This window comes from Paenibacillus sp. NFR01, from assembly GCF_900111565.1.
In the GTDB taxonomy this organism is placed as follows: domain Bacteria; phylum Bacillota; class Bacilli; order Paenibacillales; family Paenibacillaceae; genus Paenibacillus_AQ.
This window is the reverse complement of sequence record NZ_FOIK01000001.1, coordinates 899,309-913,535: the sequence shown is the minus strand read 5'-3', so window position 1 is coordinate 913,535 and position 14,227 is coordinate 899,309. Positions and strand designations below refer to the sequence as shown.

14 protein-coding genes and 1 pseudogene are annotated in these 14,227 nt (G+C 52.2%); 1 reads left to right on the top strand and 14 read right to left on the bottom strand.

The window, feature by feature from the left end; all coding sequences use genetic code 11:
- Positions 1–182 precede the first annotated feature (182 nt).
- The 3 genes from BMW84_RS04100 to BMW84_RS04090 all read right to left on the bottom strand — a co-directional run bounded on the left by BMW84_RS04100 (position 183) and on the right by BMW84_RS04090 (position 3,405).
- Positions 183–1,661, bottom strand: coding sequence for an Lsa family ABC-F type ribosomal protection protein (locus BMW84_RS04100; RefSeq protein ID WP_091064745.1), 1,479 nt, complete (start codon positions 1,659–1,661; stop codon positions 183–185).
- Positions 1,662–2,013: 352 nt separating this feature from the next.
- Positions 2,014–2,844 (bottom strand): GNAT family N-acetyltransferase, encoded by an 831-nt coding sequence (locus BMW84_RS04095; protein WP_175498663.1) that lies wholly within the window; start codon positions 2,842–2,844, stop codon positions 2,014–2,016.
- 123 nt (positions 2,845–2,967) lie between these two features.
- Positions 2,968–3,405 (bottom strand): hypothetical protein, encoded by a 438-nt coding sequence (locus BMW84_RS04090; RefSeq protein WP_091064741.1) that lies wholly within the window; start codon positions 3,403–3,405, stop codon positions 2,968–2,970.
- Between the two features lie 199 nt (positions 3,406–3,604).
- On the opposite strand from BMW84_RS04090, the gene BMW84_RS04085 reads away from it, so the two are divergent.
- Positions 3,605–4,123 carry a hypothetical protein gene (locus BMW84_RS04085; protein ID WP_091064738.1) on the top strand — a complete coding sequence of 173 codons (519 nt, stop codon included), beginning with the start codon at positions 3,605–3,607 and terminating at the stop codon, positions 4,121–4,123.
- Between the two features lie 69 nt (positions 4,124–4,192).
- On the opposite strand, the gene BMW84_RS04080 is transcribed toward BMW84_RS04085, so the two are convergent.
- The 11 genes and pseudogenes from BMW84_RS04080 to BMW84_RS25010 all read right to left on the bottom strand — a co-directional run.
- Entirely contained in the window at positions 4,193–4,522 is a 330-nt protein-coding gene (locus tag BMW84_RS04080) for a lipid-A-disaccharide synthase N-terminal domain-containing protein (RefSeq protein ID WP_091064737.1), read from the bottom strand.
- A 1-nt stretch (position 4,523) separates the two neighbouring features.
- Positions 4,524–5,231 (bottom strand): glycosyltransferase family 2 protein, encoded by a 708-nt coding sequence (locus BMW84_RS04075; protein WP_091064735.1) that lies wholly within the window; start codon positions 5,229–5,231, stop codon positions 4,524–4,526.
- Positions 5,228–6,259, bottom strand: coding sequence for an NAD-dependent epimerase/dehydratase family protein (locus BMW84_RS04070; protein WP_091064732.1), 1,032 nt, complete (start codon positions 6,257–6,259; stop codon positions 5,228–5,230). The genes BMW84_RS04075 and BMW84_RS04070 overlap by 4 nt, the downstream gene beginning before the upstream one ends.
- Positions 6,260–7,597, bottom strand: coding sequence for a UDP-glucose dehydrogenase family protein (locus tag BMW84_RS04065; protein WP_091064731.1), 1,338 nt, complete (start codon positions 7,595–7,597; stop codon positions 6,260–6,262).
- A 222-nt stretch (positions 7,598–7,819) separates the two neighbouring features.
- Positions 7,820–8,368, bottom strand: a complete 549-nt coding sequence (locus BMW84_RS04060; protein WP_091064728.1) for a PadR family transcriptional regulator — start codon at positions 8,366–8,368, stop codon at positions 7,820–7,822.
- A gap of 86 nt (positions 8,369–8,454) precedes the next feature.
- Complete coding sequence (locus tag BMW84_RS04055) at positions 8,455–9,123, bottom strand: glycosyltransferase family protein (RefSeq protein ID WP_091064726.1); 669 nt, start codon at positions 9,121–9,123, stop codon at positions 8,455–8,457.
- 1 nt (position 9,124) lies between these two features.
- Positions 9,125–11,083 (bottom strand): glycosyltransferase, encoded by a 1,959-nt coding sequence (locus BMW84_RS04050; RefSeq protein ID WP_175498662.1) that lies wholly within the window; start codon positions 11,081–11,083, stop codon positions 9,125–9,127.
- Entirely contained in the window at positions 11,080–12,204 is a 1,125-nt protein-coding gene (locus BMW84_RS04045) for a glycosyltransferase (protein WP_091064722.1), read from the bottom strand. The genes BMW84_RS04050 and BMW84_RS04045 overlap by 4 nt, the downstream gene beginning before the upstream one ends.
- Positions 12,205–12,364: 160 nt before the next feature.
- Positions 12,365–12,730, bottom strand: coding sequence for a GIY-YIG nuclease family protein (locus BMW84_RS04040; protein WP_091064720.1), 366 nt, complete (start codon positions 12,728–12,730; stop codon positions 12,365–12,367).
- 30 nt (positions 12,731–12,760) lie between these two features.
- A complete protein-coding gene (locus BMW84_RS04035) occupies positions 12,761–13,240 on the bottom strand; it encodes a DUF6530 family protein (protein ID WP_091064717.1) in 480 nt (159 codons plus the stop codon).
- A 144-nt stretch (positions 13,241–13,384) separates the two neighbouring features.
- A pseudogene (locus tag BMW84_RS25010) lies at positions 13,385–14,227 on the bottom strand (collagen-like protein); the annotation flags it as partial.

Genomic DNA, 14,227 nt, shown 5'->3' with positions numbered 1-14,227 from the left:
CTCCTGTAGATATCGCAAAATTCAATTGCTCTTTCGCATCTATCTTACACTCGCCTTACCGCGCGTTTCCATAGTAATCTTGTCTGCCCGATAGCACAAAATTGCTCATTTAAACAACAAAAACAGCGGCCCGCCCCAAAGGGAAAGCCGCTGCTGCGGAGACTCTCTTTAATTTCCTAAACCTATAACTCAACCACCTTCGTGGCAATGTTATGGACGAATTCCCGGTCATGCTCGACAAACAGCAGCGTCGGCTGATATTCGAGCAGCAAATCTTCGATCTGCATCCGGGAGATGACGTCGATGAAGTTCAGCGGTTCATCCCAAATGTACAGATGGGCATGCTCGCAGAGGCTTCTGGCAATCAGCACCTTTTTCTTTTGCCCGCCGCTGAAGGCGGACATGTCTTTTTCAAACTGGATCCGGGAGAAGTCCAGCTTGCGCAGAATGGCCTTGAATAAGCTCTCGTCAATGTCTTGCTCGCGCGCATAATCCGTCAGATTGCCCTGCAGATGCGAGGTATCCTGGGAGACGTACGAAATTTTGAGCTGGCTGCCCCGGCGCAGTGTGCCGGTATAGGCGATATCCTCACCGTCAATCAGTTTGATGAGGCTCGATTTGCCGGAACCGTTGCGGCCGGATAGGGCAATGCGGTCTCCCTGTTCAATCGTGAAGCTAATGTTCTCGCACACCGTTTTATCGCCGTAGGTTATACCAACCCGATCCAGCTCTGCCAGCCGGCCTTTATGGTACGGCAGCGGGGAAATTTTCAGTTCCGCGGTGTTCTCGACATTGCGCAGCAGCCTGGATTTGTCTTCGATGGACTGCTCCTGCCGCTGTTCGATCGATTTGGAGCGCTTCATCATTTTGGCGGCTTTATGGCCGACGTAACCTTTGTCGATTTTCGAGCCGGAGTTGCGGGTCCCGTTTTTGCTTTTCTCGACCTTGTCAGACCAGTCGCTGGTTCGTTTGGCTGCTTCCGCCAGATGTTTGATCTCCTTGCGCAGCTTGTCGTTTTCGGCAAACTCGTATTGATCCTGCCGCTGTTTATTTTCCCACCAGTCGCTGAAATTGCCCTTCTGGATGTCGATGCTCGTCTTGTTGATCGATAAAATATGGTCGACGCAGTGATCCAGGAACGAGCGGTCATGGGAGACGAGGATAAAGCCTTTTTTGGAATTCAAATAACGGGCGACCACGCTGCGCGCTTCCATGTCGAGGTGGTTGGTCGGTTCGTCGATCAGCAGGAAATGGTTTTCCTTGAGAAAAAGCACCGCCAGCAGCACCTTGGTCTGCTCGCCGTTCGACAGCGACTCAAACGGACGGTACAGCACGTCGTCCGCGACCTCAAGCAGTGTTAGCTCCCGCATGACCTCCCAGTTCTGGGCGTCCGGAAGCAACTCTTCGATGATATCCATCGTAAGGTATTCGGCATGCTCCACCGGAAACGGGAAATAGTCGAATTCTACGCTCGAGGAAATGGTTCCCCGATATTCGTAACGTCCAAGCAGAAGATTCATGAACGTGGTTTTACCTCGGCCGTTGCGGCCGGTGAAGCCTAGCTTCCAATCGGTGTCGAGCTGAAAGCTTACGTTCTCAAAAATATTATCGTAGCTGCCCTCGTGGGCAAAAGTAAGATTGTTTACCGAAATCAATGCCATAATGTAAATTCCTCCCATACACAAAAATAAAAGCCGCAAGAAAGTTACTTCTCGCAGCTCAAATGTATATGGCTAACCAGAGACAATTCTGCCCCGGATAGAGATATCACGTTTGAGTGAAAAGGAAAGTAACTTTCTTGCCCAAATAGATGTACAGAAACAGACGCGCATCAATAAACCTCGCGTTACCTGATCTTCTGTTGTCTACATTGTGCAAGAAATGCTACATCCTCTTCACTCCATTCGAATCAATTAGTTTTACAGTAACATAAAGCGCTGCCAAAGTCTACAAAATGCAAACGGAATCATTTATCCAAACCTGAAATAAAACCGCTTTGGCAATCGCCATCGTCTAGGCCTTAACCCAGAACCCGTTCATATAAACCGTGCGGAACTTGGCGCGCTGCATATTATCGTGGCTCGGCGTACCAAACTCTACGTCGGTATATAGGGCGGTCAAACCGAGGTCTGCTGCTTCGGTAATACGGCGGTGCAGAAGCGCGCTTTGAATCCCCCGCTGCCGATAATCGGGGAAGGTATAGTCATTGGCAAGGTAGCCTGCCGTTCCGGTCATAAACAGCGATCCCATCCCGGCCGCATGACCGCCCAGATAAGCAATGTAGTTGCGGAATTCCGGGCGAACAAAATAAGCTGCTTTGCGCTCCAGGACCTCTGTACCCGGGTCATTCCCAGTCGAACGTACGACGAGCGCCAGAAACTCCATTACATTCTCCATGGTTACGGGCCGAATCTCCACATCTTCAGGCAGGTTTAGCTCCGTTTTATCCCCCGCAGCCATAAAGACAAGCTGATCTGCGCAATAAAAGCCCTGGGCCGCCAGCGTTTCCGCCGCCTCTGCGTGTCCTGCTCCCGGGGTCAGATCAAAACAAGGCGTTATCCCCTCCGCTCTGTAAATCTCCAGAATCTGCTCCAGTTTATCGAGATCGCCGCTGCCAAAGCCTTTGACACGGTTGTAATAGATCGATTCCGGAGAGCCGGGATCCATCAGTAATACACAGCTTCCGATCGAAATCAAACGGATGGCCTTATCTTCCGCCGACAGTGCTCTTTGATTGTTGAAAAGCGTCAACGCGAGCTCCGCTTCTTGAATCGCCGCCGTTTCTATGTTTATCTTCCGGTTCTTAAACAGGGTCGTAACCTCCAGTACTTTCTGATATAGCACATATGATACAGCACGGAACCTGAATTTGCGAGATTCACCGCTCATGCTGCCAAGCCGAATGTTCCACAAAAAATCCCGTCACCGCAAATGCGGTAACGGGATATCCAAACCTGTAAAGAGGGATTAGCCGCCAATGGCCATTGCACTGAATACGACGGGACCGACGACATAAGCAATCGAGCCGGTATCCTGATTTTCAACAATCAATTGATAGTTTTGCGTTCCGGCAGGTACATTGAAATCCACGGTATGCAGGCTGATGACCGCTGCGTCGATATCAGACGTAAAGTTATCAAATTCGGCGAGCGCGTAGAAGATTTCGGTGCCGGCACGCCAGATGCGCACGAGGATGTTCGGGGAATCAAAGTTGATATCAAAACCGATGGTTGCTTTCAGCTCCACTTTGTTCGGAAAATGATGCGGATCTGCCGGGTCGATATAGACCCCTACCCCCGCAATCTGCACACCTGCTGGAGAAATCGGAACCAGAATCGGAGGCACAATGCCATTGGTAATCGGTGTAACGACAGTTGCATTGTAATCTAACAGAGTTTTTGCCACTTCTCTTCACTCCTTTCCAATTTATAGTTCATTATATGAAGCTTTGAATCCGCTAAATTGTGCGTATGGAATACTAGATTGACCTAATTTGTCCACTTGGCAATTGATGAAGATGTTCATGCGGGCGGGCGCCTGTACCCGTCAAAGACCGGGGCATTCGCATACCCTGCTTATATCCGAAATATAAGAGGGTGAAAAAATGGTGCTTAAGCCAACTGTGCGCAAACGCAAACCGCTGCTATCCAAGCAAGTCACTCCCGTCAAAGGGAGAAAACCGGCGTCGGCCGCTTTGCGGAGACGGACGAAATTCGTGTATCGTAATGAGAAGTATAAATTTAGCCTGACGCTGCCGGATTGGTGGAAGCCTTATATTGTCATTAAGACCGCCGCAAACCCGGATTCCGAATCCATTTACGACGTCATGTTCCTGTTCAAATACAAAGGAAAAACATACGGGGATGTACTGACCCTTTCGGTGTTCCGGATGCCCCTGGCCAAATGGATCGAAGAAGGCTACGATGAATCGCCGTATATCCGCCTTGCCCACCGCAAGGGCCTGATTTTTGCCTATTCCACACCGGAAGAACCTCCGGCGGAATTTCTGAATGAGTCCGGCGACGACTTCAATTATGAACAATACGGCGAGCAGCTCAAGCTGATGAGCCGGATGGTCAACGAGGATGCACCGGAGATCGCCAAAACCTTCAAATTAATTTGAATGAGTGCTGACGTGCGCAGCAAAAAGGGCTTCCCGGTGTCGTTCGACAACCGGAAAGCCCTTTTAAATTTACATGCTACGCGTTTCTGCCGTTTCGGTTTTCGTTTCTTTTTTGGCATTGCGCTTATTGAGAATGATGTTACGGAAATAAATAAATACGCTGGGAAGCTGTCCAAGAATGAAGACCGGATCTTTTCGGTAAATGGCATAAATGGACAGAACCAGGCTCCCCAGGATGCTGTATATCCAGAAGGATTGCGGAATAACCGTCTGCTTCGCTTTTTCGCTGGCCCACCACTGCAGGATGAAGCGCATCGAAAACATGATTTGTCCGCTGAAGCCAAACAGAATCCAAATGATTTCGCCGGTCGAATATTGGCCAAGCCATGAGGACCACATGTTATTCGCCCCTGATGCGGTAGCGGATCACCCGTTTGCGGAGCCAGCCGACGACGATGGCATCCATAAAACCTACGAAAGCGCGGTTCAGCACCCCGTACTTCGACTCTCCATGCATCCGCTCCCGATGCGTGACCGATACCTCCAAAACCGAAAATCCATTCATTTTGGCCAGCGTCGGAAGAAACCGGTGCATGCCGTTAAACAGGTAGAAACTGTCCGCTACCTCCCGCTTGAACAGCTTCATCGGGCAACCGGTATCGTAAATATCGTCTTTGGTGATCCAGTTGCGCACACCGTTGCCGATGCGGGAGGATATCTTCTTCAGTACGGTGTCCCTGCGGTCGACGCGCTTACCGTTGACGAAATCGATTTTTTCGATAAATGGCATCAGCCGAAAAATATCGCGCGGATCGGTTTGCAGATCGGCATCGATCAAAGCGATCAGCTCACCTTTTGAATTTCGCATCCCCGCCCAGATTGCCGCGGTTTGACCGCAGTTTTTTTCAAAATGAATGATCTTGACGTTAGGATCACCGGCGGCAATTTCATCCAACAGAACTGCGCTGCGATCGTGGCTGCCATCGTTCACGAGCACGATTTCATAGCTATCGATTCTTCCGGCGAGCGCCGACGTAATGCTGTTGTACAGCTCTTGGACATTGCCTTCCTCGTTATACACCGGAGCGACCACGGATAAACGCGTCATTGCATAACACCTCTATACCAGTTAATGTACTTGCGGATCCCGTCGGCAAAGCTTATCTTCGGCGCATAACCGAACAGCTCGGCCGCTTTGGCGATGTTCGCCATGGTATGATTGACGTCTCCGACCTGCTCCGGCATCGCCTTTAGTCTGGCGCGCTTTCCCAGGCCCTCTTCGATCGTCTTTACCATTGTATGCAGAGAGACGGTTCCGCCTGTCCCCAAGTTTACAATTTCATAGACTTGCTCATGCTGCTCAACATATGCCAAGGCCCGGATAATGCCGTTTACCGTGTCATCGATATAGGTATAATCGCGGGAAGTGCTCCCGTCGCCGTATAGGGTCACTTCGTCGCCCGATTCAATCAGCCGGATGAACTTGTTGATCGCCAGATCGGGACGCTGCCCCGGTCCGTAAACGGTAAAGAACCTTAGCATGGCAACGTCAATTCCGTATAAATGATGATAGGTGAATCCCATTTCCTCACAGGCCTTTTTGGTTGCCGCATACGGCGAAATCGGCTTATCGACCGCTTCTGATTCCGAGCACGGCGAATCCGGATGATTGCCGTATACCGACGACGAGGAGGCGCATACCCATTTCCGAATCCCGTGCCTGCGCATCGCTTCCAACAAATTCATCGTTCCCCGCACATTCACTTCTTCATACAGCAGCGGATTTTCGATGGATGGCCTGACGCCGGCGAGCGCCGCAAGATGGATGATGCCGTCCACCTGCTCGCTTTGGAACAGTGCATCCAGCGCATGCGGATCACGAATGTCCGCAATGCACAAGCGGTACTGTCTTTCGTTGACCATGGTCTCCAGCCGGCGGAGATCCTGCTCCCTGTCCTTCCAATCAAAGCCAGCGGATAATCCGGCACCGCGGAGAACATTCGCCACCTTCAGGCGATAGTCATAAAATTCAGAAAAATTATCGATGTTGATTACGCGGTGCCCCTCTTCAAGCAGTCTGCGGCATACATGGGAACCGATGAAACCCGCACCGCCCGTCACGCAATATGTCTTCATTCAAGCCCCCGCCATTCCCACAGCATGATATTGAAAAAGCCCGCGGACCGCCTGGTCTCTGCTGAACATATTCCGCAGATCGAAGAGATGATCGTTCCGCATCCGTCCGCGTACATCGTTCCAGGCAAGCTCGCGGAACTGGTTCCATTCCGTGACGACCACAAGGGCATCCGCTTCCTCGGCGCACTCCAGCTCATTGCTGCAATACCGAATTCCCGGATTCAGCTCCGGCCAGCTCCGTTTAGCCTGCTTCATGCCTTCCGGACAATACACCCGGACCGCTGCCCCGCTATCCAGCAAACCTTCGATAATATCATGGCTTGGCGCATTGCGGATGTCGTCGGTCTCCGGCTTGAAGGACAAACCAAGAATACCGACATTTTTGCCCGCGAGATTGCCGTCGGCAGACAAAGCGTCCTTGATTCGGCCCACCATTCGTGCCTTTTGCTTCTCATTGGCGGTAACCGCTGCTTGAATGACAAGCAACGGTTCGCCGTTGCGCTGGCCGGTATCAAGAATGGCCAGCGTATCCTTCGGAAAACAGCTTCCGCCGTATCCCGGTCCCGGGTCAAGGAACGACGGAGAGATGCGGTCGTCCATCCCCATGCCGGCCACTACTTCCTGCACATCGGCGCCGACTTTCTCGGCGAGCAGAGCTAGCTCGTTGGCAAAAGAAATCTTGACCGCCAAAAAAGCGTTGGAGGCGTATTTGATCATTTCCGCCGTTTCCGGCTGTGTAAATAAAAATGGAACGATCGTGCGGTCGTAGCAGGAGTATAGACGCTCCAGCGTCATTCTGGCCGACTCCGTGTCTGTACCGATCACGACCCGCGACGGCTGCTGGCAATCGGCGACCGCCTTGCCCTGCCGGAGAAATTCCGGATTGGAGGCCACTTCAAACGGATAGTTCAAGCCTCTTCGCTCCAACGCTTGGCGGATAGACCGGCTGATCTGTTTGTTCGTACCTACAGGAACCGTCGATTTACTCACAATGATCTTCGATTCGTTCATGTGCTTTCCAATCGTTTCGGCAGTCTCCAGAACGGAAGACAGATCTACCTCGCCGCCCGGCCCGCTTGGCGTGCCTACGGCAATAAAAATCACCTCGCTCGCTTGTATGCCCCGTGCTATATCGGTTGTAAACGAAAGCACGCCTGTGCCCAGTCCCTGCTCCAGCAGCGGTCCCAGCCCCGGTTCATAAATGGGCGACTTTCCGGAGTTCAAAACCTCGATTTTATCGGCATCCTTGTCCATGCATATCACCGAATGTCCGTAGCCGGACATGACGGCACCATAAACAAGACCGACATACCCCGTGCCGATAATTCCAATCCTCATGCTATCCGCCACCTTATGTTCTACAAATACTAAATATAAATTACTTAATATGTATTACTCTAATTAGAGTAATAACATTCCTGTATTCTGTCAACCGAAGATCGTTTTATTTTAGCGGCACGGTAGCATCGCGCGGGACATGGTAGTGCGTTGTCGCTCTATCACGCGTATAACAAAAAGAGCACGCCTTCGGCCGAAGGTGTGCTCTTTTTGTATGGAGATCTATTCGTGGGACGGGCCGGCCTGCATTCGCTGCTTCACCTGCTCCAGCAGGCCTGTCAGCCATTGCAGATCATTTTTTTTGCTTTGATGCGCATGCTGCAGCACCAATTCCAGCGGGAATCGCTCTTTGGGTTGGAGCGGGCTTAGGTCCGCACGCTCGATCCGATCGATTTTGTTTTTCAGCTTTTGAATCGCCCGCTCGATGACAGCGGAAAGGCGTACCGGATCCACCATATCCAGAAAAAACAGCGAGGGGTAAAGCCGCCGGATATCCGTAAATCCGTCAAACACGGAATAAATCTCGTCCTTCAGCGCTTCCCGGCCGAGATCGGTAATGCCATAGGTCGTTTTTTCCGGGCGATTCTCCGATTGAACGACCTCCAGCTTCTGGATGTATCCTTTCTTCAGCAAGGCTTCGATGTGATAATAAAGCGTACCGTCATTATATGAAATGATGTTGTTTAACGATTTGGGCACCTTTTTCTTGATATCGTAAGGATGGTGTTCACCACGGCTTAGCGTGCCCAAGATAAAAATTTGCAGCGACATTCTAATCTTCCTTTCGGAGGGTAAAACCCAATTAATATAATATCGCTGCCGGAAAGAAGATGCAATTCATTAACGGGTTTAATCGATTATTGCCGTTGTCCGCTCAAATACTCCTGGACGAAAATCTCTCTGTACCGGTGATATTCCGGAGCATTGAACTCGTTGCCGCAGGCATGCAGCACCCAAGGAGTCTCCTGCCGCGGAACGCCGACCCGGTAGCCGCCGCGGATAAATTCGAACGACTGCGACGAATCGTACAGATGCCAGCCGGTGAACCATTCCTCCCGCCAGTGCAGGTCCGCCTGCGTTGCCATCAACAGACCGTCGATCGCCTCTACCTCTGCATAGGCTTGCGTAACCTTCATAAACTCAAGATAACCGTACAAGCTGCGCAGCTCGATCACTCTGCCGTATCGAAGAGGGGCCTCCCACCAAATTCCGTTATCCGGTACCCGCTGCGCTCCGGCCACGCCGACCAGCCCCAGTGATGGATTCGCTGCGAATAAAGCCAACAGGTCCGGGATCAAACGGCGGTTTAAAATAAAGGCATCCTGGTGTAAGTAGACTTTATAAGCCGCCTCGGAGGCCCGCATTGCGGCGTTGTAGCCTGAAGCCATGCTGGAGGCTCTCCGGACTGCGACAGTCTCCACGGTCATGCCCGGCGGAACCTCGAGCGCATGGATGTGGTCGAGACATTGTCGATACATCTCTTCGTCATTTACGCAGGTGATAAAGCATATTCTGCTCCGGTCCATGTTAATTTTCCTTCATCAGCGGAATGGCTTTGACAACATATTGATAGGTCCGCGCGTCTGCCGGAAAATTCTCGTTTGCCGCTCCCAGGTTTTCCATTCCTGCATGTAATACGGATATCATTTTCTCGTAAAATTCGTTGGTATAGGCAATTCGCTCACTATGCGCGATATAGTAGCCCGCTTCGAGGAACATCCGGTGCATTTCGTGAACGGTGAAAAAGCGGAAATGGGTCGAATCCAGCAGACCGGACGGCGCATAAGACCAGTGCCCCGCAAGCAGCCCTTCAATAATGGAAATATGGCCGATGTTCGGGATGCAGGCCAGAATACTGCCGCCCGGCTTCAGATACGGTTTCAGCTTCTCCAATACTTCCCACGGCTGCAACAGATGCTCCAGTACGTCGCCGAAGAGAATATGGTCGAAGCTCGCCAAAGGTATATCCAGCTCCAGCGTTTCGATATTGCCGACGATGACGCGGTCCAGCTTCTCTGCCGCTTTTTCCGCAGGGTTGGCGAACACTTCGATTCCCGTTACCTGCGCGCCGGTTCGTTCTTTAATCGCTGCACCAAGGTTGCCTTCGGCGCAGCCGACTTCAAGAACGTGCTTCGCATCCGGTTCGATCAGCGCCAACAAATACGGATTCAGTCCCTGATAATACGAACTTTTTTTGCTCAAATGGTTCTGCGGCGCCTCCTGATGAAGCTGCTTCTTCTCCAGTTCCATTCGCTTCGCTCCCTCCTGCCGTTCAGCTGCAGACTTCTGATTCGTAACGGCGACGGCACTGTCTTTGCGGTAAAAGGGCTTGCCGAAACCCGCCCGTAATTCCTCCGGCAGAGGTACCAGCGGATGCTTTCGCGTGATATACCTCAGTTCGTCTCCGGCATGCAGTGCAACCACATCATAATCGGCATCAAGGCTAAGCTTCAGTCCGCTAAATTTGCGGTGATTCGTTTCATCCAGTCCATCTCCGGCTTCGACCCAAAAAATATAAGGCTCAGCCGCCATCTCCCGTATCCACTGTTCCGCATAACGTCGATTCCATTCGCCCTGCATCGCATAGATTCGATCGGTATACCGGCTTGCCCTCTCCCATTCTGCCTGCTCCAAATCATGTGCAACAAGAATGACTTCATCGGCCAGATCTGCAAACGAAGCGAGCGTCGCCTCCAAATCTTCACCCGATTCGCTGATTACGCCGAGCGTCAACCGGATTTTCTCGCGGTAAATGAGCTGATGGATCGGACGGCCCCATTTCAGCTCCGCTTTTTTGCCGTTTTCTTCGAGCAGATTCAAAAGACTGGTCTCCGGCAGCTTACGGGTGCTGGCATGCCCAATATGATGAATGAAGGCATCCTGCACCACCAGCAGACGGTAACCCGCACGAATGGCCCGGAGGCAGAGATCGTCGTCCTCGTAATTGCCAAGTCCATACTGCTCATCAAAGCCTCCGATTTCATCCAGCACGGAGCGTTTGACTAACAGGCAGAAACCGATCAGCCTCCTTACCTCCAGCGTCCGGCCTTCATGCTGAACCCGATGCCCGGCAGCAAAGGCCTCCATATCGCCGATCAGCGAATACCCCACCGGTATCTGCTGATGTCCCGCGGAATAGTTGGTCACCGGACCGACCATGCCCACCGTATCGTCCGCCGTCAAACAGCGGATCAGCGGCGTCAGCCATCCCCGCGGAACGATAACATCGTTGTTTAGAAAAAGCAGCAGTTCGCCGCTTGCGACCCCGATCCCCTGGTTGCAGCCCCGGGCAAAACCCTGATTCTCCGTATTTTCAATCAGGATGATATCGTCCATCGCGCGGAGTTGTTCCGCAGAACCGTCGGTAGAGCCGTTTTCTACGATAATCAGCTCATAATCTTCTTCAGTATTCCTGCGGATGCTGTCCAAGGCGTTCAACGTAATGTCCTTCTGGTTGTAGGAGAGCATAATGATGCTCGTCTTCATTCGTTCCGCCCCCGATCCTGCGGCGCACGCCATTCCAGCTCCGTATACGCCGCGCCGAGCCGCTGTTTGAAGTAATCGCGGTTATACTTCATGCTTGGATGCGAAGGCGCGTAGTACGCAGCCGCTTCATTATGGTACGAGGCCCTTTCATACTGACCCAGGCGGTCGTAACATAAGCAGAGCTGAAGATGCGGCAGCCAGGTCATTGTAATTTTATCCTGCATGCCCATGTTGGCGGTGCGTTCCGGCAGTGCTGTAGCCAATTCGTACCAGTATGCGGCATCGTTGTATTTTTCTTGCCCAAACAGAAATGCACCATATCGGCAGCAGAATTCCGAACGGGGAATATCGTATTGCAGCGTCCGCAGCAAAGCTTCGGCCTGACGTTTGGGCTGAGCCAGCTGTTCGTAGCATAGGGCCAGCTTAAGGCATGCCTGATAGTTGTCCTCAATCCAGCCCTTATCGGTGTCCAGAAACCGGTGATAATAATCCGCCGCTTCCTCGAAGAAGCCGTTCTCCCGCAGCTCGTTGGCATAGTAGTACAAATCCCGCGGGGAAAACGCTTCGCCGGCCTCCGCCCGCGCGCGGTAAATGCGGAGATTGCGATCGGTATGCACCTTGTCCTTGGAATGCGTAATCGCCGCATCGCTCATCAGCGGATACCCGAACACTTCCAGATACTCATGCACCGGACCGATCCACTGAAAGTTGCACTCCCGCTTGACCAGCCGGTTGCGGCGGAGACTGGAAATGACGTTGCCGTCGCTGTCGAAGCTGAGATTGTAATTCATCGATACCGCTACAACATCGGGGGTTAACGTATGCTTGATGCGGAGGATTTTCTGCCGGTCTTTTTCTTCAATGAAGTCGTCCGCATCCAGCCACAGAATATAATCGGAGGTTGCTTTGCTGAATGAAAAATTCCGGGCGGCGGCAAAATGGTCGATCCAGACAAAATCAAAAACAACCGCGCCGAAAGAAGCGGCGAGCTCCTTGGTCTTGTCCGTCGATCCGGTGTCGACAATTACAATTTCATCAGTAATGCCCTCTACGCTACCCAGGCACCGGGCAAGGCTGTTCTCCTCATTGCGGACGATCATGCATAAACTGATAGTAATCATATGCCTGTGAACTCCCTCCACCTGGCTTGAACTCATTGAAACAGTATATGCCTTGCCGGAAGCCGGGGTGCTCCGTGAAACGCACAATCTCCCCCGCATCCAAACAGCTTTGGCGCACAAAAAAAACCGGAAAGCTCCTAGAGCCTTCCGGTTTCAATCCTTATTTAGGCTCCCGAGGGAGCCGGTTGTAGCCTCTGTCCCCGTAAGGCTGGAGCTTCTCCAACCACGGCTTTACCATAACTTTGACTTCCCAGCGCATATCATGCATGAGCTCGATGTCTTTTTGCTCCAGCACTTCATACACGAAGGCGTCTTTACCCAGCAGCTTCCAGTCCTTCTGCAGCGCCAAGTTCGCGAACATGCCCATCTCCAGCTGCGCCTGGATGGTCGACCATTTATTTTTCAGATTAGGATAGCTGTCGATAAAAATCTTGCCATTCGTTGTATTGGTGATCTGAACGACGCCCGCGTATGTCTTGATCTGCTTGAATTCCTCCAGCAGCTCCTTGCGTTTGCTCTTATCCATAAGTTCCTCCTGTTTAAGCATGCGTTTGCTTTAATAACCCAGTTCTTTCAAGATGGCGGACAAGGTTGACAGCCTTTCGCCGATCAGTTCATCGTCCTGGCTAAGCGCCTGACTGAACAGCTTGATATCTTCCTTGATTTTATCGTTATCGGTGCTGACAGCCACGGTCATCGCATCGCCCTGCAAACCAATCCGGTCAATGACCGGTTCGTCAGGATTGTACAGATCCTCATACCGGTATGCCTCCCGGAAATGTTCAATGGTCCGGCAGATCAGAATCGACAGGTCGAGCACGCGGTGCAGCGGAAGCTCTTCCGATTGTCTGGACCATTTCTCCCCGGTATAACGCCATACTTTAGCCGAAATGTCAATTTTGCCGCGGTCGTTCCATTGGGCCAGCCCGAGAGACAGGCCTTTGGCATCCGTGTTGCCGTGGAAGCGGCCGTCGATTTGCTCGTAATTCTCCGTTACGATTACCGGTTTATGCTTTAATGTCGTAGGAATTTTCATGTGGTTACCTCGCTTGATTTATATTTACTAAATTACTAATTTACTAATTCGTAATTTCAGTTTAACGTATGGATACTCATTCGTCAATTCCACACAAAAAAGCCGCCCGCAACAACGTTGCGGGCAGCCTGCAAAAGGATAAGGTTAAGAAAGTCGGTGAACCGACCATACACTGCCGGTGGAATCTCCGCCGATATCGATGGGAATCGTCAGCCCGTCGGCTACATAGAACACCCCGATAACATCTCCCGCATTCAGCTCGAATTCGCCGGTAAGCGTAACGGTGCCATTGCCGAGAACCGCACGCAAGGTTAATACCAGCGCAACATTCACGTCAAGCAGCGGGAATAAACCGCTGACCAGATCCGTTACGACCGGTGATGTTCTGCGGATGACAAAAGCGGGATTAACGCCTGCGCCAAGCGAAATCGTAATCGAAGCTGTCGTCGCGTAACTAAGCGTAGCTTCAAAGGAATATCTTCCGGTTTCCGGAACCGTATAGTTCCCCGTTGTCGGGTTAAACGCAGCACTGGCATAGTATGGCGACGCAACCGACCATCCGGTTAACTGCGAAGCAGTCGATGTTGAGATCGTTGGAAGCAATGCGGAAAAGTTCTCCGTCGTAAAGGTTGTGCCCGTGGCCCCGGTTGCACCGGTAAGACCCGTGGCTCCGGTATCCCCTGTTGCACCAGTTATACCAGTAGCGCCGGTGGCTCCTGTAAGACCCGTTGGGCCGGTATCCCCTGTCGCTCCAGTTATACCGGTAACGCCGGTAGCACCTGTAACTCCTGTGTCACCGGTTGGTCCGGTTACACCCGTCGCTCCGGTTGCTCCAGTGTCGCCCGTTGCGCCTGTCGCGCCTGCGTCACCCGTTGCTCCAGTTGCGCCTGTCGCACCTGCGTCGCCCGTCGCTCCGGTTGCTCCTGTCGCCCCAGTGTCGCCCGTTGCTCCCGTTGCGCCTGTCGCACCTGCGTCGCCCGTGGCTCC

What these genes read in the sequence shown, in the direction of transcription:
- BMW84_RS04045 (WP_091064722.1), bottom strand. Translation starts at nt 12,204, where the DNA reads ATGATTACTATCAGTTTATGCATGATCGTCCGCAATGAGGAGAACAGC.
- BMW84_RS04050 (WP_175498662.1), bottom strand. Translation starts at nt 11,083, where the DNA reads ATGAAGACGAGCATCATTATGCTCTCCTACAACCAGAAGGACATTACG.
- BMW84_RS04080 (WP_091064737.1), bottom strand. Translation starts at nt 4,522, where the DNA reads ATGTGGTCCTCATGGCTTGGCCAATATTCGACCGGCGAAATCATTTGG.
- BMW84_RS04040 (WP_091064720.1), bottom strand. Translation starts at nt 12,730, where the DNA reads ATGGATAAGAGCAAACGCAAGGAGCTGCTGGAGGAATTCAAGCAGATC.
- BMW84_RS04075 (WP_091064735.1), bottom strand. Translation starts at nt 5,231, where the DNA reads ATGACGCGTTTATCCGTGGTCGCTCCGGTGTATAACGAGGAAGGCAAT.
- BMW84_RS04070 (WP_091064732.1), bottom strand. Translation starts at nt 6,259, where the DNA reads ATGAAGACATATTGCGTGACGGGCGGTGCGGGTTTCATCGGTTCCCAT.
- BMW84_RS04065 (WP_091064731.1), bottom strand. Translation starts at nt 7,597, where the DNA reads ATGAGGATTGGAATTATCGGCACGGGGTATGTCGGTCTTGTTTATGGT.
- BMW84_RS04085 (WP_091064738.1), top strand. Translation starts at nt 3,605, where the DNA reads ATGGTGCTTAAGCCAACTGTGCGCAAACGCAAACCGCTGCTATCCAAG.
- BMW84_RS04055 (WP_091064726.1), bottom strand. Translation starts at nt 9,123, where the DNA reads ATGGACCGGAGCAGAATATGCTTTATCACCTGCGTAAATGACGAAGAG.
- BMW84_RS04035 (WP_091064717.1), bottom strand. Translation starts at nt 13,240, where the DNA reads ATGAAAATTCCTACGACATTAAAGCATAAACCGGTAATCGTAACGGAG.
- BMW84_RS04100 (WP_091064745.1), bottom strand. Translation starts at nt 1,661, where the DNA reads ATGGCATTGATTTCGGTAAACAATCTTACTTTTGCCCACGAGGGCAGC.
- BMW84_RS04060 (WP_091064728.1), bottom strand. Translation starts at nt 8,368, where the DNA reads ATGTCGCTGCAAATTTTTATCTTGGGCACGCTAAGCCGTGGTGAACAC.